This is a genomic window from Nostoc sp. JL23 (genome assembly GCF_017115065.1).
GTDB lineage: Bacteria > Cyanobacteriota > Cyanobacteriia > Cyanobacteriales > Nostocaceae > Nostoc > Nostoc punctiforme_A.
Genome location: NZ_JABXKN010000036.1, coordinates 206,180 through 232,582, shown reverse-complemented (window position 1 = coordinate 232,582; position 26,403 = coordinate 206,180). Strand labels below are relative to the sequence as shown.

20 protein-coding genes are annotated in these 26,403 nt (G+C 43.0%); 13 read left to right on the top strand and 7 right to left on the bottom strand.

The window, feature by feature from the left end; all coding sequences use genetic code 11:
* Positions 1-11: 11 nt before the first annotated feature.
* Together psbC and psbD are read right to left on the bottom strand one after the other, a co-directional pair.
* On the bottom strand, positions 12-1,403 hold the full coding sequence (gene psbC / locus HWQ42_RS07335; RefSeq protein WP_292810597.1) for a photosystem II reaction center protein CP43: 1,392 nt from the start codon (positions 1,401-1,403) through the stop codon (positions 12-14).
* Entirely contained in the window at positions 1,387-2,442 is a 1,056-nt protein-coding gene (psbD, locus tag HWQ42_RS07330; protein ID WP_012409998.1) for a photosystem II D2 protein (photosystem q(a) protein), read from the bottom strand. Before psbD ends, psbC begins: the two co-directional genes overlap by 17 nt.
* 918 nt (positions 2,443-3,360) lie before the next feature.
* Between psbD and HWQ42_RS07325 the strand changes: the two genes are divergently transcribed.
* The 3 genes from HWQ42_RS07325 to HWQ42_RS07315 all read left to right on the top strand — a co-directional run bounded on the left by HWQ42_RS07325 (position 3,361) and on the right by HWQ42_RS07315 (position 6,098).
* A complete protein-coding gene (locus tag HWQ42_RS07325; protein WP_292810595.1) occupies positions 3,361-3,930 on the top strand; it encodes a photosystem I assembly protein Ycf4 in 570 nt (189 codons plus the stop codon).
* Between the two features lie 141 nt (positions 3,931-4,071).
* Positions 4,072-4,872: a peptidylprolyl isomerase gene (locus HWQ42_RS07320; protein WP_292737487.1), complete on the top strand. Its 801-nt coding sequence runs from the start codon at positions 4,072-4,074 to the stop codon at positions 4,870-4,872.
* Positions 4,873-4,955: 83 nt separating this feature from the next.
* A complete protein-coding gene (locus HWQ42_RS07315; RefSeq protein WP_292810593.1) occupies positions 4,956-6,098 on the top strand; it encodes a beta-ketoacyl-ACP synthase in 1,143 nt (380 codons plus the stop codon).
* Between the two features lie 75 nt (positions 6,099-6,173).
* Here HWQ42_RS07315 and eboC read toward each other — a convergent pair whose 3' ends face one another.
* The 3 genes from eboC to HWQ42_RS07300 all read right to left on the bottom strand — a co-directional run bounded on the left by eboC (position 6,174) and on the right by HWQ42_RS07300 (position 9,160).
* On the bottom strand, positions 6,174-7,106 hold the full coding sequence (eboC, locus tag HWQ42_RS07310; RefSeq protein ID WP_334812257.1) for a UbiA-like protein EboC: 933 nt from the start codon (positions 7,104-7,106) through the stop codon (positions 6,174-6,176).
* Between the two features lie 88 nt (positions 7,107-7,194).
* On the bottom strand, positions 7,195-8,178 hold the full coding sequence (locus tag HWQ42_RS07305) for a TatD family hydrolase (protein ID WP_292810590.1): 984 nt from the start codon (positions 8,176-8,178) through the stop codon (positions 7,195-7,197).
* Positions 8,179-8,278: 100 nt separating this feature from the next.
* Entirely contained in the window at positions 8,279-9,160 is an 882-nt protein-coding gene (locus HWQ42_RS07300) for an EboA family metabolite traffic protein (protein ID WP_292810588.1), read from the bottom strand.
* A 474-nt stretch (positions 9,161-9,634) separates the two neighbouring features.
* On the opposite strand from HWQ42_RS07300, the gene HWQ42_RS07295 reads away from it, so the two are divergent.
* Complete coding sequence (locus HWQ42_RS07295) at positions 9,635-10,837, top strand: 3-dehydroquinate synthase (RefSeq protein WP_292810586.1); 1,203 nt, start codon at positions 9,635-9,637, stop codon at positions 10,835-10,837.
* 470 nt (positions 10,838-11,307) lie between these two features.
* Here the strand turns inward: HWQ42_RS07295 and HWQ42_RS07290 are convergent, their stop codons facing one another.
* Positions 11,308-12,006: a YdcF family protein gene (locus tag HWQ42_RS07290; RefSeq protein ID WP_292810584.1), complete on the bottom strand. Its 699-nt coding sequence runs from the start codon at positions 12,004-12,006 to the stop codon at positions 11,308-11,310.
* 312 nt (positions 12,007-12,318) lie between these two features.
* On the opposite strand from HWQ42_RS07290, the gene ctpB reads away from it, so the two are divergent.
* From ctpB to HWQ42_RS07265, 5 genes are all read left to right on the top strand, one after another.
* Complete coding sequence (ctpB, locus tag HWQ42_RS07285) at positions 12,319-13,659, top strand: carboxyl-terminal processing protease CtpB (protein WP_292810582.1); 1,341 nt, start codon at positions 12,319-12,321, stop codon at positions 13,657-13,659.
* Positions 13,660-13,807: 148 nt separating this feature from the next.
* Positions 13,808-14,797, top strand: a complete 990-nt coding sequence (locus tag HWQ42_RS07280) for a glycosyltransferase (protein ID WP_292810579.1) — start codon at positions 13,808-13,810, stop codon at positions 14,795-14,797.
* A gap of 697 nt (positions 14,798-15,494) precedes the next feature.
* Positions 15,495-17,378: an EAL domain-containing protein gene (locus tag HWQ42_RS07275; RefSeq protein ID WP_292810577.1), complete on the top strand. Its 1,884-nt coding sequence runs from the start codon at positions 15,495-15,497 to the stop codon at positions 17,376-17,378.
* 67 nt (positions 17,379-17,445) lie between these two features.
* Complete coding sequence (locus HWQ42_RS07270; protein ID WP_292810575.1) at positions 17,446-17,616, top strand: hypothetical protein; 171 nt, start codon at positions 17,446-17,448, stop codon at positions 17,614-17,616.
* 121 nt (positions 17,617-17,737) lie between these two features.
* Complete coding sequence (locus HWQ42_RS07265) at positions 17,738-18,433, top strand: response regulator transcription factor (RefSeq protein WP_094328649.1); 696 nt, start codon at positions 17,738-17,740, stop codon at positions 18,431-18,433.
* A gap of 639 nt (positions 18,434-19,072) precedes the next feature.
* On the opposite strand, the gene HWQ42_RS07260 is transcribed toward HWQ42_RS07265, so the two are convergent.
* A complete protein-coding gene (locus HWQ42_RS07260) occupies positions 19,073-19,357 on the bottom strand; it encodes an Npun_R1517 family heterocyst differentiation transcriptional regulator (protein ID WP_094350942.1) in 285 nt (94 codons plus the stop codon).
* An 867-nt stretch (positions 19,358-20,224) separates the two neighbouring features.
* Between HWQ42_RS07260 and HWQ42_RS07255 the strand changes: the two genes are divergently transcribed.
* The 4 genes from HWQ42_RS07255 (at position 20,225) to HWQ42_RS07240 (ending at position 26,171) form a co-directional block, all read left to right on the top strand.
* Positions 20,225-20,584 (top strand): NAD(P)H-quinone oxidoreductase subunit M, encoded by a 360-nt coding sequence (locus tag HWQ42_RS07255; protein ID WP_094350943.1) that lies wholly within the window; start codon positions 20,225-20,227, stop codon positions 20,582-20,584.
* Between the two features lie 585 nt (positions 20,585-21,169).
* The gene (locus HWQ42_RS07250) at positions 21,170-23,428 is read left to right on the top strand and encodes a protein phosphatase 2C domain-containing protein (protein ID WP_292810573.1); all 2,259 of its coding nucleotides are present in this window, start codon (positions 21,170-21,172) and stop codon (positions 23,426-23,428) included.
* A gap of 356 nt (positions 23,429-23,784) precedes the next feature.
* On the top strand, positions 23,785-25,359 hold the full coding sequence (locus tag HWQ42_RS07245; RefSeq protein ID WP_292810571.1) for a CHAT domain-containing protein: 1,575 nt from the start codon (positions 23,785-23,787) through the stop codon (positions 25,357-25,359).
* 164 nt (positions 25,360-25,523) lie between these two features.
* A complete protein-coding gene (locus HWQ42_RS07240; protein WP_292810569.1) occupies positions 25,524-26,171 on the top strand; it encodes a hypothetical protein in 648 nt (215 codons plus the stop codon).
* Positions 26,172-26,403: the final 232 nt, after the last annotated feature.

Sequence of the window (26,403 nt, the reverse complement as noted above, 5' to 3'; positions counted from 1 at the left end):
AACTTTACAACCTAATCTAGGTCGTCCATAAACATCACTGGCTCAGTATCACGGTTAATTCCTTTCTCAAAACCACCAGCCGCAGCCCGTGCGCGACCAGCGTGCCACAAGTGACCAACTAAGAAGAAGAATCCTAGTACGAAGTGAGAAGTCGCCAACCAAGCGCGAGGAGATACGTAGTTGAAGGAGTTAATCTCGGTAGCCACACCACCTACGGAATTCAGAGAACCCAGAGGAGCATGGGTCATGTATTCAGCAGCGCGACGAGCTTGCCAAGGCTGAATATCGTTCTTGATTTTTTCCAAGTCAAGACCATTGGGACCACGTAGAGGCTCCAACCAAGGGCCGCGGAAATCCCAGAAACGCATGGTTTCACCACCGAAGATGATTTCACCAGTTGGAGAGCGCATCAGGTATTTACCTAGACCTGTGGGGCCTTGGGCAGAACCGACGTTAGCACCCAAGCGTTGGTCACGAATCAAGAAGGTCAAAGCCTGGGCTTGAGAAGCTTCTGGACCGGTAGGGCCAAAGAATTCGCTGGGGTAAACGGTGTTGTTAAACCAAACAAAGATTGAGGCAATGAAGCCCATCAACGACAGAGCGCCCAAGCTGTAAGAGAGATAAGCCTCACCTGACCAGATGGATGCACGACGCGACCAAGCAAAAGGCTTAGTCAGAATGTGGAAAATACCACCAGAAATTAAGATAAAGGCAATCCAAATGTGACCACCGACCACATCTTCTAAGTTATCGACGCTGACAATCCAGCCTTCGCCACCAAAGGGAGACTTGATTACATAACCGAAGATAACTGCTGGGTTCAATGTCGGATTGGTAATAATCCGAACATCACCACCACCTGGTGCCCAGGTGTCATACAACCCACCAAAGAACATTGCCTTTGCTACCAATAGCAATGCACCGAATCCCAAAATAATCAGGTGGAACCCGATGATGTTGGTCATCTTGTTCTTGTCTTTCCAGTCGTAACCAAAGAAAGAAGAATATTCTTCTAAGGTTTCTGGGCCACGAACGGCATGATAGATACCGCCAAAGCCAAGGACGGCTGAGGAAATGAGGTGGAGTACGCCGACAACGAAGTAGGGGAAGGTATCAATAACTTCACCACCAGCACCAACACCCCAGCCCTGAGTGGCGAGGTGAGGTAACAGGATCAAGCCCTGTTCGTACATGGGCTTTTCAGGAATGAAGTGAGCGACTTCAAACAAAGTCATCGCTCCAGCCCAGAATACAATCAAACCAGCGTGGGCAACATGAGCACCCAGTAGTTTGCCAGATAGATTGATTAAACGTGCGTTACCAGACCACCAGGCAAACCCAGTGGATTCTTGGTCGCGTCCAGCGCCGCCTAAGATATTTGGTCTATTAGAGAGCGTTACCACGTGGTAATACCTCCTCAGGGAATACAAATTGTTCGTGGGGTTGATCTTGAGGAGCCATCCAAGCGCGGATACCCTCGTTCAGCAAAATGTTTTTGGTATAGAAGGTTTCAAACTCAGGGTCTTCCGCCGCCCGCAATTCTTGGGAAACGAAATCATAAGCTCGTAGGTTGAGTGCTAAACCGACGATGCCGACGGCGCTCATCCACAAGCCTGTGACTGGCACGAACAACATAAAGAAGTGCAACCAGCGCTTGTTGGAGAAAGCAATCCCGAAAATCTGTGACCAGAAACGGTTTGCCGTCACCATTGAGTAGGTTTCTTCCGACTGAGTTGGATTGAAGGCGCGGAAGGTGTTAGCACCATCACCATCTTCAAACAAGGTGTTTTCTACTGTCGCACCATGAATGGCGCACAATAAAGCACCACCCAATACACCCGCAACACCCATCATGTGGAAGGGGTTGAGTGTCCAGTTATGGAAGCCTTGCAGGAATAGTAGGAATCGGAAAATTGCTGCGACGCCAAAGCTGGGTGCAAAGAACCAGCTTGATTGTCCCAAGGGGTACATCAGGAATACGCTGACGAATACTGCAATCGGAGCGGAGAAGGCGAGGGCGTTGTAAGGACGTATCCCTACTAGACGCGCAATTTCAAATTGCCGCAACATGAAGCCAATCAAACCGAAGGCTCCGTGTAGGGCAACGAATGGCCACAAACCACCCAGTTGGAACCAACGGGTGAGGTCGCCTTGGGCTTCTGGTCCCCACAACAGCAATAGGGAATGTCCCATGCTGTCGGCGGGGGTGGATACTGCCACTGTCAGGAAGTTAGCACCTTCTAAGTAGGAGGAGGCTAATCCGTGGGTGTACCAAGAGGTGACGAAGGTGGTGCCGGTCAGCCAACCGCCTAGTGCTAGGAAGGCGCAGGGGAATAATAGTATCCCTGACCAACCTACGAATACGAAGCGATCGCGCTTGAGCCAGTCGTCGAGAACGTCAAACCACCCTCTACTAGGGGCACGTCCAACTGCGATGGTCATCGGACTAAAATCCTCTTTTTTTACTAAAATTGCAACGTTTCTAAGGCATTACGGAAAGCCAATGTAACCGACTGCCGTGAGGAATTAACGTTTTTTTTGACAATCTCAACTGCTTTTAAGTAACTGAGATTCTGAGAGCTTACTGACTAGTTAAGTCATTATTTCTCAGGGTTATGACATTACACGTACCATCGGCTAGTAATCTAGCTTGTGGTAACTTAATGATTCTTAACTTATCACACTACTCAGGGTTTTTGCCTGATACACAGAAGCAAATTAGGCATGAAACACGAACCTTATAAATAATATGAATATCAGAAATTTTACAATTTGACACAACTTTTCTCAGAAATCTAAAAAAATTTAATGCAGATAGACGTAGGTAGGTAACTCATTTCAAGAGGCCAAAAAGAGGCAGGGAGAGGGTAGCAGGGAATAAGGGGGGTACAAGGGCAGGGAGAAAGAATTTTTATCAGCCATTGAGTGAAAAAATAGTACAACATTCCCTAAAAAATTATATCGGTAGCAGGAACATGGAAGGACGCAGTTGAGTTTTTGTCAACGATGTTTGGTAAAATGCGGATAGTCACTTCGCCGCCATGGTCGTTGATACACCTCTGGAAAACCTATGTGAAACGTTAGACAAGGAGAAAGGAAGTTGGCATATCTTGACTAATACAAATAGCCTAAGTGGTTTGTCCCGTAGTACAAGTAAGCCAGCATTATCCGGGACAGTAAAATTTGTAGGGTACAAAGTGAAAAATTCATAGTCTGCGGCAGGGTTCCCGTGGACTTCAAACATAGCTCTCCGTGCCTCCTAAGCAATAGCCGGATTGGCACAGGAACCCACCACTCTATGCAAAAGCATTCAGTGTGCGAGTATGTGACAGCGAGTATCTCACGGGCAATGGTAGTTCAATGACGACATCAACAACGATTAACAAAGGCGATCGCCTCCTGCACCAAAATGTTCTCGGTTCTCGTCGGTTCAGTAACTACTGGTGGGCAACTATCGTTACCTTGGGAGCAAGCGGCTTTTTATTGTCTGGAATATCCAGTTATTTAAAAGTTAATTTACTCATAGTTTCCGATCCCACTCAACTGGTATTCGTCCCCCAAGGATTAGTGATGGGGTTATATGGTGCTGCTGGCTTGCTATTAGCCACATACCTATGGCTAGTGATTTTATTGGATGTTGGAGGCGGTTATAACGAATTCGATCGGGAAACTGGCGCCATCAAAATTTTCCGCTGGGGGTTTCCTGGCAAAAACCGCCGAATTCAGATTGATAGCCGCATAGAAGATGTCCAATCTATACTAATAGACGTAAAAGAAGGTCTTAACCCCCGTCGCGCCCTCTATCTACGCATTAAGGGACGACGAGATATACCCTTAACACGGGTTGGCCAACCGTTATCTTTAACAGAGTTGGAAACAGAAGGCGCAAAGTTAGCCCGCTTTTTGGGAGTATCACTAGAAGGATTGTAAGGGAGTGGGGATTGGGGGACAGGGAAGGCAGGGGAAGAAAAATTATTGATCAATAACCAATTCCCAATGCCCAATGCCCCATTCCCAATCCCCAATGTCACTCAAAACGATAAGATACTCTGGTTAAATCGGTAACAGGCAATGCGGTTAAAAATTTCACAATTTTTGCTTTCTCTTGTGATTATCAGTGCCTTGATGTTGGGAGGATGTTCAACACAGCAAGTCGCTTCTAATAGCTCTTCTCCAAACTCGACTACTACCTCGGCCACAAGCGAGGCAAGCACCAAGGCAACTACTGAAGCAACATCTGCATCTCAAACTAGTAGTGAGAGTATTCCTGGAATTACAGATTTACCACGGCTCGAAGGCAAAGCTACTGTGGTGCTGACGGTTAAAGGTTCGCCGATTACTATCGAAGTAGATGGCACTGATGCCCCCATTACAGCTGGCAACTTCGTAGATTTAGTGCAAAAGGGTGTTTACGATGGTTTAGCTTTCCATCGAGTTGTGCGCGAACCCCAACCGTTTGTAGTTCAAGGGGGCGATCCTCAAAGCAAAGACCGGAAAGTTCCAGCAGATAGACTGGGAACCGGTGGCTATATTGACCCAAAAACGGGAAATGCTCGTTATATACCTTTAGAAATTAAAGCTAAAGGTTCAGATACTCCGATTTACAATAAACCATTTGATGCTACTGCTCAAGCTGTTGTATTGCCCCATAAACAGGGTGCAGTGGCGATGGCGCGATCGCAATCACCAGACTCTGCTTCTGCCCAGTTTTACTTTGCTTTAGCGGATCTAGCATTTTTGGATGGTAACTACGCCGTGTTTGGCAATGTCACTCAAGGCTTTGATATAGTCAACAAAATTCAGCAAGGCGATCGCATTGATTCTGCTAAAGTCACTCAAGGTGCTGAAAACCTGAAAACGCCTGGACAGTAGGAGAAATCAATTCAAAATTCAAAATTCAAAATGAAGAATTGAATGTTTGAATAGCGGAAGGTTCTTTACTCCTAAAATTCAGATTGGTTAAGGTTTGTGTCACTGGTATTGGTCTAGTTTCCGCTTTAGGTGGAAGCTTAGAGGATAGCTGGCGAAACTTAATCGCAGGTAAATCTGGAATTGGTTTACATCAACCATTTCCAGAACTTACACCACTTCCTCTAGGTTTGATTGGTGAACAACCATCTGAGTTGACAATGTTAACTCAGATGGTTGTTACTTCTGCTTTACAAGATTCTGGGTTAATTGCCCCTTTAGCTGATTGTGCTGTAGTTATTGGATCGAGTCGCTCTTATCAAGCGTCTTGGGAAATGCTGGCGCGGCAAATGTATAACGCGAAGAATTTCCCTGTGTCCTCTTTTGGAAATTGGCTAGATACATTACCTCATATAAATGCGATCGCAGCAGCAAGACAAATCGGCGCATCGGGGATAGTTTTGGCACCGATGGCAGCTTGTGCGACTGGAATTTGGTCTATTGCCCAAGCAGCTATGCTTATACAAACTGGGCAATGTCAACAAGCGATCGCAGGTGCAGTGGAAGCACCGATTACACCCTTAACTTTAGCTGGATTTCAGCAGATGGGTGCTTTGGCGAAAACTGGGGCTTATCCCTTTGATTTGCATCGGGAAGGCTTAGTGTTGGGTGAAGGTGCAGCTGTGTTTGTCTTAGAATCAGCAGAGTTTGCAAAGCAGCGTCAAGCAAAAGTATATGGTGAAATTCTCGGTTTTGGCTTAACTAACGACGCATATCATAGTAATTCACCAGAACCTGAAGGTAAAAGTGCGATCGCTGCCATCAAACAATGTCTAGAACGTAGTAGTCTGACACCAACCGATATCGATTACATTCATGCTCATGGCACAGCTACCCAGCTAAATGACCAAATGGAGAGTATGGTAATCCAGCGTTTGTTTCCTCAAGGCGTGGCAGTTAGTTCCACCAAGGGAAGCACAGGTCATACACTAGGGGCATCTGGAGCTTTAGGTGTAGCTTTTTCTCTCATGGCATTAAGGCATCAAATATTACCGCCTTGTTTAGGTTTGCAGCAACCAGAGTTTGATTTAGATATCGTGACAGCAGCGCGTCTAAGTAAAATTCGGCATGTATTATGTTTGAGTTTTGGCTTTGGTGGACAGAATGCCGCGATCGCTTTAGCAAGGTAAAAAATAGGGCTTGGGATGCACATCTATGCACCCCTACAGCCGATTAATGGTATTACTGGGTGTATACATTCAAATTTAAGTAACAGCAAATACTTTTCCTAACTTCATCGAAATTGGTAGCAAGATTAGAACGAATAAACCGTAATACAAACCAGCAAAACCAGATGCAACGGTTGCATCTAAGACTATTAGAGATAAAACACCTATTTTCACAGCATTGCGGATATTTTCGGCTATCGGTTCCCGCGCAGCTTTGATAAAGTTAGGTAAGATTCTGATAGCTAATAAAATAGCAAATGGTAAGGCTGCAATCGCTGTATACTCATCCACTAATCCTAAAGCTAAAACTGCCGTCAAAACTATTGCAATTAGCAGTAATGCTATTACTCCCGTAATCTTCTTACCTCCGTGAACTTCACCCTGACTAATTGCGGTGATAGCAGCAATATAAAGAATAGGAATCAGCGCTAAATACCAACGTTCTCCGATTATTTCTGGTACAGCACTTACACCTAATAATAAGTTACTGCCACGGCACAAACCCATATTTAAAGGGCCGAAAAAAGGATGATGTTTGGCGAGTGAGTTATAGAGGAGGCATGAAAGAGTTATAAAAATAGCGATCGCAGCACTCAACAATGATACTTGAAAGGCAGCTATAATACCTATGGCAAACAGTATACTCCCCAATAAAATAGCATTTTGACGAGATACGCGACCACTGGGAATTGCTCTATTTGGTCGCTCTTTTGCATCTAATTCCGCATCAAAAACATCATTAAAAACTATACCGCCGCCATATAAACCAGTTGTAGCCAATAACAACCAAGCTAATGGAATTAGTATGGCAACAGTTGCTTCGCCATTAATTAATTTAGTAAAAATTATTCCAGAGCCAGAAGCAGCAAAACCAAGAAGAATATCCGCCCAAGCAGTAACAATATTAGCAGGACGCATCAATTCCAGATAACCCCGCCAGCTTTGAAAATTTAAGCTTGCAACATTCACTTATCTGCCTCCATACCTAGTAACTTTCCAAAATAAACCGCACATTACAGATGAACCAGATATTTGTACACTCCTTACTCCCAATTTTCTACTCAATCAACACAAAATCTGAAACTGATTTGATTCCTGGTTCTTGTCCCCGTAGCACAGAATTTCCACTGAACAACTGACGCTGATCTACAGATTGGGGATTAAGCCAATCTGAAGCTTTCATCTGCCCAGTTTGACTGTAAGCAGCCAAGGCATTCTCATAACAAACTGCTTGCACATGTTCTTCAGGAATGCCCCTATCTAACATCAACTGAGCCGTTTTTGGTACTGCTAAAGGATCGCTAATACCCCAATCAGCGCTACTATCTACAATGATGCGATCGCACCCATACTTACGGACAACTTCTACCATCCGGGCGTTACCCATCTTCGTCTGTGGGTAAATCGTGAAAGCTGCCCAAAAACCTCGTCCTAATACTTCTTCAACAGTTTCTTCGTTGTTGTGATCGATAACTACTTGTGAAGGATCTAAACCATATTCAATACAGCGATCCATACTCCGACTAGCACCCGCCTTCTTATTACGGTGAGGAGTATGAATTAGTACCAACGTATCGAGTTCTTTGGCTAATTCTAACTGTTGACAAAAGTACTTATCCTCTGCTTCTGTCATATCGTCATAGCCAATTTCACCAATGGCAACAACTCCTTCTTTACAGGCATAAAGTGGTAGCAGTTCCATAACTTCAGCTGCTAGCGCTTCATTGTTAGCTTCTTTCGGATTTAAGCCGATTGTGCAGTAGTGCTGGATGCCAAACTGACTAGCACGAAACCGTTCCCAGCCTACAAGACTACTGAAATAGTCTTTAAATGAGCCGGCATTAGTTCGGGGTTGTCCTAACCAAAAGGCTGGTTCAATAACGGCGACAATTCCATATTCCCGCATTACTAAGTAATCGTAAGTAGTACGGGAACACATGTGAATGTGAGGATCAATAAACATCATGGTTTTAATGATTGAGCATGGGGCATTGAGAATGAGGCATTGGGCATTGGGCATTGGGCATGGGGCATTGGGCATTGGGCATTTACCTTGTCCTCCTCGTCTCCCTCATCTCCCTTGTACAGACGGGATTAATCGCGTCTTCCTCCATTCCCTTTTATTTGTAAACAAAGAGGCGTTAGCGCAGCTCGCCGCAGGCATCGCGGCTAAAACTGCTCCAAGTCAGATTACCTTGTTGAATGGATGACTGTAAATCTGGGTAATGAGAAAGTAATGCTTGCGCTTGGGGTAAGGGAGACTCAGCACAAGCTAAGGCTGCTGCTTCTTGCTCGTCTATAGCCCCATTAGCCAGTACTTTTTCTAAATCTGTGATGATGGCGCTATCGGCAAACCGCCCTACAGGTCGCCAAAGTTCTGGCGTAACTGAGCGTTTAGCTGCCCAACGTTCATGGGCATAGTCTGCCAACATCCTCGCCAATTCTGGGTTAGCACGCCGATCTAGACCCCAAATTAGATGCAACGGACTGCCAACAAACACAGCCTTCAGCACCATCTGATTCCAGGCAGCATTATCTAAATAATTCGCTGGATAAGGGTTACGTAGTGCTATGGCTTGGAATACATTGCTCATATTGCTGCGAATTCCCTCAGCAGTACGATGGCGATGTAACTCTGGATGTGGTAGTAGCGGCAAACTTTGATAAAGGACAACTAACTCCCCCATATCGGCAGTGGAGAAGACTCGATCGAGCGATCGCACATAGCCCTCAGCATCATCGTGGGGCAAAGCTAAAAGCAAAAGTGTGCGACCTGCTTGATCTACACTCCAATTACCAGGATACCAGCCGGGAATCAGATCCTCTGCTGCTTCCAAGTCCTGGAATGTTAGCTGCAAATCCTGTTTACCCAGATAACGCGGCACAGCACTAAAAGCCGTAAAAAACACTCGTTCAGCAGCGCCGCTAGCAATCTGTGCCTGCTTCTGTTCCAACCAAATAAAAGCTTTCTCTGAAACAGACTTTAACAACCATTGATGCAGTAATTTGTTTACTTTACTCATGATAAATTCAGGATAAGTTGCCCAACTTCTTTGTGACAACCAAGTATAAAATATAGCACTAAACTTGATTTTTTTGGTTTGAAGCAGTTAGATAATATACTACTAGAATTATAACTTCACTGAATCTATAAAAATATCCTGACTTTAAAGAAGATACTGTAAAGATACCATTTTGATTAGATAAATTCTAAACTTACCTTACGGAAAAAATTAGAATTTTATGTAATAATGATCTCCATTACTAACCTTAGATATCAAGCATAGGCATCAATATAAATTATAAATTCATGTTAATTTGAATTTTATCTGTTAGGCGAAGACACTTCAAAAGTATGATTGTTTTAATAAATAGATTTATCTAGTAATTTATCTAAAAATTGAATTACATAATGGATTGATTCTATTTATATTGCTATTGATTTTAATTGCAATAATGTGTTGATTTACAGTTACTTAAAAAGTAATAATATTCAAATGGTTATTCAACAAAAAAGCGCTCTGAATCTACAACCAATTAACCAATGTGTCCGTGTTACCTTCAATTATGATGTTCACTTCACTAGAGGTCTGTTTCAGTTAGATAATCCTTTACTTGCACAAGCGATCGCCGCAGATGGGGAGACAACCCCAAAACAAGTGCTAGCGGTGGTAGATGGAGGATTTTTACAGTATCAAGATGGGCTGTTAAAAAAATTATCAGTCTATGCCCAATGTTATGAAGATGTACTAACACTGAGCGGTGAGCCGATAGTAGTTCCAGGTGGAGAAGCAGTCAAAAACGATTCTAGATTTATAGAGCAAATTCATCAGCGGATCAATGCAGCTGGATTATGCCGTCACTCCTACGTCTTAGCAATTGGAGGTGGAGCTGTTCTAGACATGGCAGGATATGCAGCAACAACCGCTCACCGAGGAATTCGCCTGCTACGAGTACCGACAACAGTATTAGGGCAAAATGATTCGGGTGTAGGAGTAAAAAACGGAATCAATGCCTTCGGCAAGAAAAACTTTTTGGGTACATTCATGCCACCTTATGCGGTCTTGAATGACTTTGATTTTCTTACTAGTCTCGACGATCGAGATTGGCGATCGGGCATTGCAGAAGCTGTGAAAGTAGCACTGATTAAAGATGCAGATTTCTTCGATTTCATTATGACTAATGCCGATAAATTGGCTAATCGAGACATGGACATAATGGAAAGACTGATCTATCGTTGCTCTCAGTTGCACTTAGAGCATATTGCTGGTAGTGGCGATCCCTTTGAAATGGGTTCATCGCGTCCTTTAGACTTTGGACACTGGGCTGCTCATAAACTAGAGCATTTAACTAATTACAGCTTACGTCATGGTGAAGCTGTAGCGATCGGCATCGCTTTAGATACAACCTATTCATATTTAACAGGGCAACTCTTGCAATCAGAGTGGCAAATGGTTCTAACTACACTCAAAAAATTAGGCTTTACTTTGTACGTATCAGCACTGACAGAGCAATTAGATCAACTAGATCATCCGCATTGTCTGTTTAGGGGGCTTACGGAATTCCGCGAACATTTGGGAGGAAAATTGACAATTACGCTTCTCCAAGGAATCGGAGAGGGAATAGAAGTTAATCAGGCGGATTTGTCTTTGTATAGAGATGCTATTTTGATGCTGGAAGATTGGGAAATTTTGCATTGATTCTCCATTGGGTGCAATTAGCAGAAGCGATGTTTAACAACAAGCCCAGAGGTGGAGAGTAAGATTTTCTTCACCTTTGCCTAATTGCGATTATTTTATGCAAATATACTGCTTAATTTTTAAAGCGATCGCTACTTCGTGGTTCTCAAAAATATCGGCTCTTCAGTACTTGTTATGCTAAATACGTCTGTAAATTAGCTTAAAATCCTTGCTGGGCAATAATAACAGCCGTCACTCTTAGCGCTTGAGGCAAGATTTTTGAAATTGAAGCTATAACTCCCTGTAAGGCTTGATTTTCAAGGTAAGTGACGGACTTTAATTAAAAGTTCAGCATAATACGTACTGAAGAACCAAAATATCTTCGGTTACTTGATCCTTAAATGATACTATCCTAATTAGCATGATGACACGGTTATCATGCTACCAAAAACTGAGTAGCATTATAGTCCTCTGATAAATCCTCATCTCCTTTATCTCCTCAGCCCCCCTTGGTGTTCGCAATGAAAACCTCGATGCTCCCAAGCTTGCATATCTACATCAGTAAGTTTTGTGACATTTGAGCATTGCGGTTGAATAATTTGACTTAAAATCGACCAAAATAAGCTGCGTATTATATCTAATCCAGTTTTAGTCCAAGATTCCCGATTACCAGGAATACCCAATTCTTGAACAATTTCTGGCTCTACCCAAATACCATGAGCGCCAAAAAGAATCTGTGCCATCCATTTAGCTCTGGGTAAATGACTTGGCGAGGTAATCAACATGACTTTATGCACTCCCCAACGGCGCAGAATTGGAATACTATAATAAAAATTTTCAAAGGTAGAATTCGCGCAGTTTTCTAACCAAACGTTTTGTAACTCTGCTAATTCCGCCTCAAAAATTAAGCGTATACAGGGATCTGGGGAACCATGAGAAATTAAAATTGGGGTTTGTGGGTATTGTCTTGCTAATTGGGCAACATAAGTTTCTCGACGAATACTGCCACCCAAGACAAAGAAGGCATCTATTGGCTGCGAAGAAGCAAAAAGTAAGGTTATAGTAGTGAAAATCAGCCAAACACCCAGGACAACATACAATCCACCACTGAGTTTTTGTAACAATTGCCACAAATTAACAGATTTTTTTTTAATAGAAATTAATGATTTGATGGTAAATTTGCGTTTCATGACTTAAGTAAGAAAAACTGATTTTATTACTGTCTAACAGTACTGCAATTCAGTGAGCAAAGTGCTATCTTATAAAAGTAATCTTGAATGCAAACATGACGCTAATTAAAGTGTCACATGCTCAGTATAGCCTTCCGGAGAAGACTAACAAACTGAGAAATCATTGTTAACAACTAATGCGGCATTTTTGGCATCATTTAAGGATAAAAATGATGAAGGAAAATTGTTGATTCTGGGGTATAAAAACTTAAAAATTTCTGGAAAGCCTGATTGCTAAACTGTCAACAACACAATTATTCCAGCTAAGTATACATGAACCAATCTGCGAAAAGTTACTCACCGCTCCAAGTAGCCTTGATTGGTGGAGCGATCGCCACAACTGCTACCATGTCTGTGTTCGGCCCCGCTTGGACTCGTGGTGTCCGTGCTGCTCTAGCCCTACAAGACAGCCCAAAAGTGATAGTTGACCAAGTTTGGCAACTGGTAAATCATGAGTATGTTGATGGTAAATTTAATCAACAAGATTGGCAAGCAACTAGGCAAAGCCTGTTGAGCAAAGACTACTCTTCTAAGGAAGAAGCATACACTGCCATCCGCGAAGCTTTACAAAAATTGGGAGATCCTTACACTCGGTTCATGGACCCCCAACAATTTGAAGCTCTAACTAGCCAAACATCTGGGGAAGTCTCTGGGATTGGCGTTCGGATGGAAGTGAACGAAAAAACTCAGCGCCTCACCGTTGTCGAAGCCATAGAAAATTCTCCGGCGCTGAAAGCTGGGATCAAAGCAGGCGATGAAATTTTGGCAATTGACGGCAAATCCACTATCAAAATGAAAGTGGATGATGCCTCGAAGCTAATCCGTGGTAAAGCGGGTAGTCCCATCAAGCTACGACTGGGACGGGCGGGGCAAAATGCCTTTGATTTGAAGCTGACAAGAGCAAGTATTGAAGTCCCAACAGTACGCTATACCCTCAGACAAGAAGGGAACCGCCGCGTTGGCTATATCCGTTTGCGAGAATTTAGCGCCCACGCCGCAGACCAAATGCAACGAGCCATCCGCGATTTGAACACTAAGAAAGTTGATTCTTATGTGTTGGATTTGCGGGGAAATCCTGGCGGTTTGTTGCAAGCGAGTATTGAAATTGCTCGTATGTGGTATAATGACGGCGGAATTGTCAAGACAGTAGACCGTGTGGGCGGCACTGAGGAAACTAAAGCTAATCGCACTGCTTTGACAAATCGTCCTTTGGCGGTCTTAGTGGATGGGAATTCAGCTAGTGCTAGCGAAATCCTCACAGGGGCACTCAAGGATAATAAGCGGGCGGTAGTTGTAGGTGGTCAAACTTTTGGCAAAGCCCTAGTGCAGTCAGTTCATGAACTCGCAGATGGTTCTGGCTTGGCTGTCACCATAGCCCATTACTACACCCCGGCGGGAACAGATATTAACCATAAAGGGATTGCTCCAGACATCAAGCTAGATTTGACAGAAGCACAAGAGCGTCAATTGGCTTCTAATCCAAATTTAATCGGAACTAAGAGCGATCCCCAATATGCTCGGGCGATCGCAATTCTATCAAATAACAACTTTGCCCAGCCGCCAGCAAATCAACCGACTCGACCCATGAGCCGCGCCGATAACCTGAAATTTTAAATTGACGCGAATGATTTGTTACCAGGTGTTTATATAGTAGTATTCCCAAATCCAGATTTTTGGAGTTATGAAAACTGCTTGATATGCCGTTCCAGGATTTTGGTTTGGGAATACTAGCTACTAATCCCATCTCCAAAATCTCAGATTTATGAATCATCAGCCAGTTGATGCAACCACCGCCACCAGATTTTTACCAATGGTGTCGGTGGTTGTTCCTATTTATAACGGTGAGGCGGATTTACCAGAGTTAATCAATTGTCTGTTGTCTCAAACTTACCCAAAAGACCGGGTAGAATACTTGTTGGTGGACAATAACAGTAGCGATCGCACTCTCACCATCCTCAAAACATCTGCCGAAAATTGCCCAATTACAATTCGCCCCTTGAGTGAGAACCAAATTCAAAGCTCTTACGCTGCTCGTAATACTGGGATTCGCTCTGCTACGGGTGAAATTATCGTTTTTACCGATGCAGATTGTTGCCCACAACCGCAATGGTTAGATACACTCATTCAACCTTTTGTCAACCCAGAAGTGGTAATTGTTGCTGGAGAAATTTTGGCACTACCAGGCACAACTCTGCTAGAACAACACGCAGACCGTCAAGAAACTTTATCGCAAAAGCATACCCTTAACCATTCCTTTCGTCCCTATGGTCAAACGGCTAATTTGGCGATTCGGCACATTGCCTTTGAAAAAGTGGGTTTATTTCGTCCTTATCTAACTACTGGTGGCGATGCTGATATTTGTTGGCGAATTTTGGGGGAAAACATCGGGCGTTTGGAATTTGCCCCAAATGCGATCGTTCAGCACCGCCACCGCGCTACACTTCAAGAACTACAAAGTCAATGGCGGCGTTATGGACGCTCAAATCGCTATCTGCACGAACTGTACGGTGTAGATTTAATGCGAGAGATGACACCCAAAGAATACGGCTATCGTTTGGCACGTTGGTTATTGAAGGAAATTCCAAGAGATATTAAAAAGGCGTTGGCGCAGCCCAACCTAGGCATCGTCGGTCAAGCCACCCTTGTAGATTTATTAAATACTCCCATTGGTTTGTTCACAGCTAGGGCGCGTACTGCTGGACAAAGAGACGCCAAGCTACCAGAGAATGCCAAGATAATTGCTCGACTGTAATGAATAAAAAAGGCGTTGCTGATTAGATGTATAAATCTTGGTGTAGAGACGTTGCAATTGCTAATCTCTACAAAGGTTTTAAAATCACGCAAAATCGTTTTCATACCTGAATTCAGTAACGCCTAAGCAAAAACGCTCTTGTCAGCCCAGAAGCATTGACTGAGAGCCTTATTCTTTTCTTAGCTCACAAAAGCGAATGTATCTTAAGAAGTATTTTCAAAAATAGATAAAGCAAATATGCTGTTATTGATGAACTTTTAACTTTAGCACCTTGTATTTAATAAAATAAGAGTTTCAGTAGGTAGGGCTTGTTGCCACTTAGCAGTTTGGTTGTTATAAGACAAGTTTTTGGCACTCAATAAGATGAAAAGTTGATTGAGGCTGCACAAATTTGATTGCTTCCTCATTATTGAGAAATTAAGTTAGTAAATCAAAAAACCAAGTTCTGTCATATTTATTTATAGAGTGTCCGCTCTTTCAAGTAACCTTCTCTCCTTACCTGCTCAATAGCGTCTGAAGTCTTGAGGAAAGCATGGGGTTTGCTTCCCCTGGTATTTTCAGTCACAGCTACGCTTCATAGTTTTGTGAGTTGAGCAACATGAAAGCGGATGGATTTAATCAACAGATAGATAAATTGTGCTCACAAATACAGGGACTATTAAATTGCTATGGAACTAAGCTGAACTCACAACAGGAGATGATAACAGACGCTTACGAGGAACTTAACACCGCAATGGAAGAACTATTGACAGCTTCCGAGGAGTTAAAGGTAACACGAGCAGCAGTAGAGAAAGAGCGCCAGCGTTACCAAGATTTGTTCGAGTTTGCTCCAGATGGTTACTTGGTAACTGATATCAACGGGACAATCCAAGAGGCTAACCATGTAGCAGCAACTTTGCTTGGTGTCCAACAAAAGTATCTAGTAGGTAAACCATTAATTCTTTTTATTGCTCAACAAGACCGCCAGTACTTTAGCTCTCAAATAAACAATTTGCAAGAGATACTGAACTGGGAAATTCACCTACAGCCACGGAGAGGAAAGCCTTTCCCTGCTAATGTGAAAGCGTCTGTAGTATACGACCTTGGGGAGAAGCAACTTGGCTGGCGTTGGCTGCTGTGCAACATCAGTGAACGCAAACAAGCTGAAGAAATGTTGTACCGAGCTTACAGTGAGTTAGAAATACGGGTGGCGGAACGGACAGCGGAACTGGTAAAAGCAAATCAGAAATTGCTAAATGAAATTACAGAACGTAAAAAAGTCGAGTCACAACTATTGCACCTTGCTTTTCACGATACACTGACAGGTCTGGAAAACCGTGTTGCATTTATGAACCGCCTAAAACATGCGATAAATTATTCAAAACGGCATTCAGATTATCTATATGCTGTACTATTTATCGACCTAGATCGGTTTAAGGTAATCAATGACAGCCTGGGACACCTAAATGGAGACCAATTGCTGCTTGCTATTGCAAGTAGACTACAAATATGTATACGCTCCATAGATACAGCGGCACGACTTGGGGGAGACGAATTTACAATCCTGCTTGAGGGAATCCAGGATATGTCAGACGCCATCAAAGTCGCTGAACGGATTCAGAAGGAACTGACATTACCCTTTGAGCTTGACGGACAAGAAGTCTTCATTACGGCAAGTATTGGCATCGCGTTGAGTTCGACAGTAGACTATCAACACCCAGAAGAACTGTTGAGGGATGCAGATACAGCAATGTACCGAGCCAAGGTGCTAGGCAGAGCGCGTTATAAGCTATTCAACTCAGATATGTATGCTAATGCTCTGGCGAGATTGCAGTTAGAAACCGATTTGCGCCGAGCAATTGAACGCGAAGAATTTCGGGTTTATTACCAACCGATTGTTTCGCTCACTAGTGGCTCTATTGTCGGTTTTGAGGCTCTATTGCGCTGGCAGCACCCAGAGCGTGGTCTGCTTAATCCAGCAGATTTTATTCCCCTAGCAGAGGAAACTGGACTAATTTTTTCCATTGGCAAATGGGTGTTGCATGAAGCCTGCCGCCAGATGCAAGTTTGGCGAGTATGCCATTGTTTTAAATTACTAGAGAAAATTAGTGTTAATCTCTCTGTCAAGCAATTTTCTCAGCCGGATTTGATAGAGCAGATTGGGCAAATTTTACACTCAACGGGCCTTGATGCTGGCACTCTAATGCTAGAGATTACTGAAAACGCAATTGTGGAAAATGGTGATAAGGTAACTGCCGCAATCTTACAACTTCAAAAGATGGGGATTGAGTTATCAATTGATGACTTTGGTACGGGCTATTCCTCATTAGGTGGTCTTTATAACTTTCCGATTAGTGTGTTGAAAATTGACCGTTCTTTCATCAACCTGATGGGCACTAATAATAATTTAGAAATTATTGAGATAATTGTCACCTTGGCACACAAGCTAGGTGTGGATGTGCTTGCCGAAGGGGTAGAGACAAAAGAGCAACTATTACTTCTAAGAAAGTTAAACTGTCAATATGGCCAGGGACATTTTTTCTCCGTTCCGTTAAATAGCTCGGTGGCAGAGGCATTAATTATGGAAAATCCTCAATGGTAAGGGTTATTTAAAATCCTGAGCATAGTTTTGTCTAGTCTAGGCGCCATCAAAATTTGGCATATAGCTATTGGAGACTGTTTTACTATATTGGTTGCTTAGTCTGAGCCACGACAAGCAAACTCTCCTCGGTGGTAGCCAAGATGAAGCCATCAACTGTTGGGATCTTACTACAGGGAAATGTTGGACAACTTTGCAAGCAGCCCGTCCCTATGAGACACGATGGTTAATGCAGCGATAGGGTTGATGGAGGCAGAGATGTCAACTTTAAAAGCTTTAAAGGCGGTAGGGGTGAATTCAAGTTGCTCAATGCCTACCAACTTTCGCTAAATTGGAAAAAGGAAAACTCAAGGTAATCTTAAATGTCAGCACAATTGTTACTGGTGGATGATGAACCAGGGATACGGGAAGCCGTGAAAGACTATTTGCAAGAGAGCGGTTTCAGCGTTCAAGTCGCCAGTAACGCCCTTGAAGGTTGGGAATGGATGCAGATGAATACACCTGATTTAGTGATTTCTGATGTGATGATGCCTCAAGTGGATGGCTATCAGTTTCTGAAGCAACTACGGGAAGACCCCCGTTTTCAAGCACTCCCAGTAGTATTTTTAACTGCTAAAGGTATGACAGGCGATCGCATTCAAGGCTATCACGCTGGTGTTGATGCCTATCTACCCAAACCCTTTGACCCAGACGAGTTAGTGGCTATAGTCGAAAATTTGCTAGCGCGTCGCGCCGCTAAGGCTGCGAGTACGGGAGATGACGCTGAAACCCCCGATCTTGCTGAACTAGCCAATCAGATTGCCCAAATAAAGGCATTGTTAACTCAAAGAAATGCTATTTCCCAATCGCCAGCGCCTTTTAAAATTGATTTGACTCCCAGAGAACAAAGTGTTTTAAATTTGGTCGCTGAAGGGTTGATGAACAAAGAAATCGCCCGTCGCTTAGAAACCAGCGTCCGCAATGTAGAAAAATACGTCAGCCGTTTGTTTAGTAAAACTGGCACCAATAGCCGTACAGAGTTAGTTCGTTTTGCTCTCGAACACGGTCTTGCTAAATAGGCATTGGGAATTGTACTTGTACTGAGCGTTCGCGTTGTAGAGTCTCTTAGAGAAGCCGTTGGCGCAGCCTCTGGTAGGGAAGTATTGGGTCTGGAGAAGAGACAAGCTAGACAAGGTGGACAAGGAAGAAGGGAGAGACTTGTCCCCTTGTCTCCCTCATCTCCCCTGCCTCTAGGTAATTGATCATAGCTAACTGGCTGCTAAACCATAACCTATTACCAGTAATAGATAAAACATAAGTATTTCAGCAAATCAGGCACTTAGCTTAAGCAAAAAGCTAAAAGGGAGGTTATTTATTTTTACTTTGGTCTTTTAGATTTTCATTTGATTTGCGCCTGTTGTCCAATTCCCCATCTGTAAAGACACAGGGTTTTATTATTCTGCAATGTTTTGATAAAAACTCGGTAAAATGCACCCGGCTGAATTTGTTTTCATATTCTACCAGTATTCTTGGCTACAAAGTTTTTAATAGCGGAAACTGTTCCTGGGACTTTGTGCTGCTAAATAAGACTTTCACAAGGTAGAAATCAAAATATTTGATGAAATCTACTGAATGCTTAGTTTTTATGGCAACAGGGGTATGGGATCAACATTTGATTTGATGCCCATTTCACGTTTTTCACTACTTAAATTACACCTTTAGGTTGGGGAATTTTCCGCGACATTACGCAAGCGCATTAGCTGACGTCGCATTTGAGGCGAGGCTTTAAACTCAGATACTTCCTGGGCTTTAACGGACGCTTGTAGCGTTTCTAGAAAGTCATCAGAACCTTCGGTTAAAGCATCAAGTAGCACTTGTAAGAGTTGCTCGCGATCGCTTAATAGACTTTTTTCCTCAATCAACCGGAATTTGAGATGTATTTCACACTCATAAACACCTACTTCGAGATTATTTATCTGGCGTGGTAATGCTTTGGAGTTCATAGCTATTGAGATTCCTTTACTTGGTTGTCATGAGGGTAAGGAGGTAGATGTCCAGCAAAAATTCTTTATATCTCTTTTGAATCCAAAGTGCTTGAATTAAGAATTTTTCTTCATCAATCACCTTTGTATTCCATTTCACTCTCCTGTGGTGTATTTTCAAGCTAGATTTTCGGTGTCTAGATTTTGACGTTTCTGTGCCAGATGTAGCTTATGGTAAGCCATAACTATTATTCAGTTTTTAAGATTCTACACAATAAAGTTTCTGTAAGAAGTTGTTCAACCTTTTTAAAGGTTTTTACATCAACTTTATGTGAACGTCAATAACAGTTTGACTTGTTACTCTAATTTTGGTGTTTATACGTAAGTAAAACCGCTGATTTTTTTTGAGTTTCTTAATGCCAGCAGTAGATGTAGCACGATTCAGTGAAATTACTTGATGTACGTTTTTTGCAATATAAAATTCAGGATAAATTGCTCGGCATAATTATTAATGTCAAAACTTTTGTTCTCTATAAAAAAAGCACATAGAGCAAATTATTCCTGCTGAGTGCCTTATCCTACCGTCTTTTAGACTTAATCAAGCCCAAAAATCTTAGCAGTAAGTCAGATTTGTAGACTAAATGAAAATACTCTATCAATTAATTTTTACAGAAAAATAATTCGACTACTGTCAGTACTAGCAGTTAAATATATCTTCAACTCATAACAGTAGTAGCAAACTCATCAGTAAAGATGATATTTTTACTTATGACCATTCAATGTACCCTTTGAAAACAGCATTCAAAGCTTTTAAATTGAGAGCATTCAAGCTCGGATATAACGTCTACAATAATTTCAGTGTAATCCACGCAAATCTTACACCTTTTTATGGATAACCCGATGCTGCTCAAGTCCACAACCCGGCACATCCGCATTTTTGCAGGTGAAATTGACCGGGATGGCGATCTAGTTCCTAGTCAACAAGTCTTAACCTTAGATGTTGACCCAGATAACGAATTTAATTGGAATGAAGATGCACTGCAAAAAATTTATCGAAAATTTGATGAACTAGTAGAAGCATCTAGTGGCGCAGACCTCACAGACTATAACTTGCGCCGTGTGGGGTCAGACTTAGAGCATTATCTGCGATCGCTTCTGCAACTCGGCGAAGTCAGCTACAATCTTTCTGCCCGTGTTACTAATTACAGCATGGGAGTTCCTCAAGTTGCCATTGACGACAAACAATAAGCCAATGAGTTGGCAGCGGGCTGCCTGAACCCTTCTGTACAAAGAGTGCTGAGTTAAAAGTGTTTCGGCTGAGAGTGGAAAAATTCATAAGTCTACTTCTTAACTCAGCACTAGCTAACCCCCGCTGCCACCAACAGCAGTCCTAAAGAGATTCTTAGAGTCACTGCATTTATCAGGTACTTTTGCCAAAATTAATATTTGCTATTCTTAATTCTTAATTAAAGTTAATTCTTGCTATCCTACTTATAAACTAAATAAATACCAACATTATCTGCCCGTTGATGATGGGGTAATTTACCAAAAGCAAATCGTGCAGTTATGCTTGGGTTATGCTGTGGTGACAGGGTTGGAGTTAGTTGCTTTGGCGATGGAGAGTCACAGGGCAATAGAAGCTATGATTAGGCTGTGGGGTTGAGTTAGGAGCGTATTTTTTGGATCGGATTAAGTATTAGCACCTGCTGATATCCGCCAGCTAAAATCATCATCTAAAGTCTGGGTATGTCAAGTTTAAGAAAGATGAGCGGTCTAGATTGTCCCTACTAATGCTATTAAAGAAATTGCCAATCGCTGATCGGTGCGAAAACTATGGAAAATGACGCGGCAACGCTCTACTGTCCAAACGAAAATTGTCAGGCTGCCAACCCCCTGACTCACAAGTTTTGCCAGCGATGTTCCACGCCTCTACCCAAAACTTATCTCTGGGCTGTGGTAGATAGCCCAACTGTGGGTAGCCCTGGAGAAATATTAGCCGATCGCTATTTAATCCTTGATAAATTTGTTCTTTTAGATACGAAGCCTGGTTTATTAGCGCTAACGCCTGAGTTAGATAATTTGCAGCCTCTAAAAGCCTACCTGAGACTGATTCCCTACCGTTTACACGTACCGCAGGTATATGGAGTGCTTTTTGTTGCTGATGGGTCTTCCCACCGAGAAATATTACTCTTAGAAAAACCGCCACTATTAGTAGATGACACTATCCAACAAGTGCATTTAGGCAGCGAGTTAACCACCGCTTGGCGTGATGCAACATCAATGCGCCAACTGAATTGGTTATGGCAAATAGCTCATCTGTGGCAACCTCTTGTAAGTGAAGGTGTCGCTTCTAGCTTACTTGACTCTGATGTATTGCGGGTAGAAGGATCGTTAGTCCGGTTGTTGGAATTGCGTTTTGACAGCGCCACATCACCAGAATTGCCGCAATTAGGTGAATTTTGGCAGCAGTTGGTCAGCACTGCCAAACCAGCGATCACGGAATTTGTCGATCGCGTTAGCCTGGCTTTAATTCAGGGAGAGATTAATTCCACCGATCAATTAATCGGAGTTTTAGATCGGGGACTGGCTGGGTTAGGGCGATCGCAAACACCCACGATCCAAATTATCACCAAAACTGACACCGGGCCAAGTCGTCAACGTAACGAAGATGCCTGTAGCCCCCCCAGTGGAACTCTTGTGAGCAAACCACCCCAGCCAACAGCCTTAGCAATTGTCTGTGATGGCATCGGTGGGCACGAGGGCGGCAATGTCGCCTCAAATTTAGCCATTGAAACAATCCAGCAGCAGGTACAGCAACTAACAAAGGTTCCCTACGACCACATAGATCCTTCAATGCTGCTGAATGACCTAGATAAGGCAGTGGCAATGGCCAATGACAAAATCAGTCAGCGCAATGACAGTGAAAATCGCCAAGGGCGTCAACGCATGGGCACGACTTTAGTCATGGCATTGCCTGTTGCTCATGAAATGTACATTACCCACGTCGGTGATAGTCGTGCCTACTGGATTACACGCCACGGCTGTTATCAAGTTACCCTTGATGATGATGTCGCCTCCCGTGAAGTGCGACTAGGTTATGCCATTTACCGTGAGGCAGTGCAACAGAGTGCCGCTGGCTCTCTTGTCCAAGCTTTGGGGATGGGTTCTAGCACTTCATTGCATCCCACTTCGGGACGATTTATGCTCGATGAAGATGCTGTTTTTCTGCTCACATCCGATGGTTTGAGTGACTTCGATCGGGTAGAAGAGTACTGGGAAACAGAAATCTTGCCAATTTTAATTGGAGAAGCAAATATAGCAACTGTTGCCGATAGATTAGTCGAAATTGCTAATACTAAAAATGGACATGATAATGTCACCGTCGCTTTAGTTCACTATCAAGTCCAATATTGGGAACCAGAAATCACCATCCAAGCAGTGATTCCCCAGAGTTATTCTGCCAAAACTGTTGATTTAGCATCCAGAGGAACAGATGCGACAGTTTTAGGCAGCCCAAACCACAAGACTCAGGTGATTCCAGACACTGAACCTGCTAAAAGTCGTCAATTCCCCTTACAGTGGATAGTTCCATTAATATTTGTGCTAGCAGCAGGTTTTTTAGGATTGTTCGTCAGGCAACTGCGAGGAACCTCTCCAATTTTTTCCAATCCCTTACAAACTCAAAATCCTGGCATCGAAGCAACACCTACACCGCGATCGCTGGCTAATCTTTCTCCTGGTTGGGTCATTAAAACCAACAATGACATATCCTGGGGAAAAAACCAATCACTTCCCCGTGGGACTTTTTTAGAAGTTATTGAAAAAAAATCAAATCCAAATCCTGCTTCTGGGAGTTTTTTGGTGTCTATGCGAGTCTGTGCTAATAAAAGTACACAAACTCCAGGTAAGATTAATAACCCAGAGGTAACTACCTCAGTTCCACCAAATTCAAAACTTTTGCCAGCTACTGTATTGTTAAACTCCTCCCAGATCAACCGTTTTGGCATTGTTTTACAATCAGATGCACCAAATCCATGTAGAACTGTCACGCAACCGCCAGTTACCGAACCATCTGACACCAGTCCAACTTAATCAAATACTCGATAAACTGGTAAAAACCTGGAATAATAACAGGTAACAATTCAGATTAAAAAACTTACAAGGTCAAAAAATAGAAAATTTTCACCCTGGAGAATTGTTATCAAAACAGAATTTAGGAGTCAGGAGTCAGAATGGGCTAAACGCCCTGCTACCGCTAACAGAATGAATTATGTACTACTGGTGGATGAATATCCAAGTTCAAAACCCCTACCGTATTTCTAATTTGGTGCAACACAATTAATGTCGGGTTTAAATCCCTACTCATTTATTCTGAATTCTGAATTCTGGCGTATCTGTTTTCTTCTTCTCTTGAAATTATTTTTTTTAACTTTTAATTTAATGAATCCATGCCATCCCTGAATTTGGCGATCGCCCGTCTCCTAAACACTGGCACTGACAACTTCGCCATTTGGGTGGTCAAGGCTCCCTATCCCAGTGGCTACGTTTTACATGACTGTGTATGGCCTGTTGAACTTACCCAAGTGTGGCAAGAATGGCAGCAGATGTTTGCTGGTCATGGTCGCCTAGATATTTCCCCAAACTCAACATCTCAAAAGAGCAACCCATTCCCCATAGATTGGATTTCATCCCCTTCAGGTCAACCTACTGGTCCCTACAGCAGTCGTCTGATGCAATACTTGGGAATGAATTTATGGCGTTGGGTATTCGACGGGCAAATTCTTGGTAGTCTAGAACGCAGTCGCGGGATTGCGATGGGACAGCATACACGTTTGCGCTTTCGACTAGAAATTCGCGACCCGGATCTGATCGCTTTCCCTTGGGAAATTATGCAGCGTGAGCCAGGTCAATCGGCGATGTCTCTCTCGCAAGATTTGTTATTTAGTCGCACCACCACAGAAGTTGACGCTTTACCGCATTTGCGAACTGACCAAGCTTTAAGTATTTTGCTGGTTTTAGGTCATGATGACAAGCTGCAACTAGAACAAGAAGGCGCTATCTTACAGCAAGCTCTTGCAGATACGCCTGGTAACTCCCAAAGATATGCACCTTGTGTAGTGAATCAACTCATTCAACCAACTCCACAACAGTTGATTGATGAATTAGAAACCAAAGAATACAATGTTTTCTTTTATGCTGGACATGGTTTGCCAGACCCAGACGGAGGGTTACTGTTTTTGCGAGCAGATATGCCCCTCAATGGGATAGAATTGGCGCAAGTATTGACCCGTACAGGTGTGAAATTAGCGGTTTTTAACGCCTGTTGGGGCGCACAACCAGCTGCGAGCAATCATCAAGCTATCCCTGCCAGTAGTTTAGCAGAAGTATTGATTCGTCATGGTGTGCCTGCGGTTTTGGGGATGCGCGATGAAATCGCTGACCATGAAAGCCACAGTTTTATTCAAGCCTTTACCGAAGCTTTGCGATCGCACAAGCCAATTGATGAAGCCGTAGCACAGGCTAGGCAAGAGTTGTTAACACTGTATAAATTTAATCAACCTGCTTGGACTTTGCCTGTTCTCTACCTGCATCCAGATTTTAATGGCGAACTGATTAAGAATCTGGATGAAGGTATTACCGAACTTCCAGATACAGCCATTCCTGATGTCGGTTCCTCGCTTCCGACTGCAAGTTTGCGATCGCTCACTCCAAAAGGTAAAACTTGGTTACTGCGTTATGGAGTTACCCGCATCGGCCGCACGAAAGATAATGATATTGTCATCCCCGAACCATCTGTATCCAAACGCCACGCCGAAATCTTCTGCCGCAACACTCTTACAGATGCTACACTAATGCGAACTTATTACTTGCAAGATTTTTCCACCTACGGGACAACCTGGTTTTTAGGTCCTAATGGTTGGCAACAAATCCTCCGAGAGGAAGTCCCTTTGAAATCGGGAATGCAGCTAAAGTTTGGAAGTGCTAGAGGGGAAACCTGGGAGTTTGTGATTGAAGACTCCTAGCGGAGCTATTGCATAAATGAATTTGAGCCTTTAGCATTAGCTTTTAAAATCTGTTTTTTTTGGAGAAAAAATCAACAATTTTTGCGGAAATCTCCTCTTAGAACTTGTAGCTGTCAATACCACCAAATAATCATGACCACCAAATAATCATGAGGAAAGAAAATATGGCTCACAAAATTAACGGCTCAGATACTTCCTCATCTTTGCCATCTCAAGTAGATTTAGAGTTCTTAGAAGCGTTACTAGAACCAGAGGATGCTAACTATCCCTGGAATCCAGGTGATCAGGAATCAGAAGCTTATTTTCAAGAACTAGAACAACAGTTCGGAATGGAAGATTTGCTTGATGAAGAATTAATGAGGCGATCACAAGATTTTTACGGACATCTAGATACACTTTGGACTAGTATTACTCCTACACCTGACCACAATCATAACTTACAACAGGCAGTAGTGCTTAACCTTCAAGAAAAATTGCGTACAAATTTTTCTGCCTGTATCCCCCAAATATTGCTTAATACCATCGCCAGCAAAGCGGCTGAGATGTTTGCTGCTCGCCAATTAATCAGCGAGCAACTGGTTGAGTGCGTTCAGACAGTACTACCAACTTGGGGAACAGAAGACCTGATCGTTCTGGCTCGTCCTTTTGCTTACGCTATGCGAAGTAGCGAATCGCAAAATCCGGCATCTGCACTCAGTAATCTTCAAAATAGCCAGTGGACAGCTTTATCAGAAGTAGAGAAAGCAAAGGTTAGTTTAGCGATCGCTTCTTATGCTTTTACTGAACTTAACAAGTCTCAGCCAGAACTATGAATGGTGAATGGAGAGTAGGAAATAGGGAGTAGCAAAAGTTTTCATTATGCGTTGTGTTCGTGTAACCCGCGCTTTGCGTTCACTCGATTCAGAGGTGTTTTTTGCAAAGATGTTGGTTTTCCTTACGCAAGGATATAGAGTCGAAAATCAAGAGTTTTGCAAAAAGTTGAATGATTTTTATTTTTTTTGTAGATACAATTTACCTACACTAAAGTAACAGTACGCTAATTCT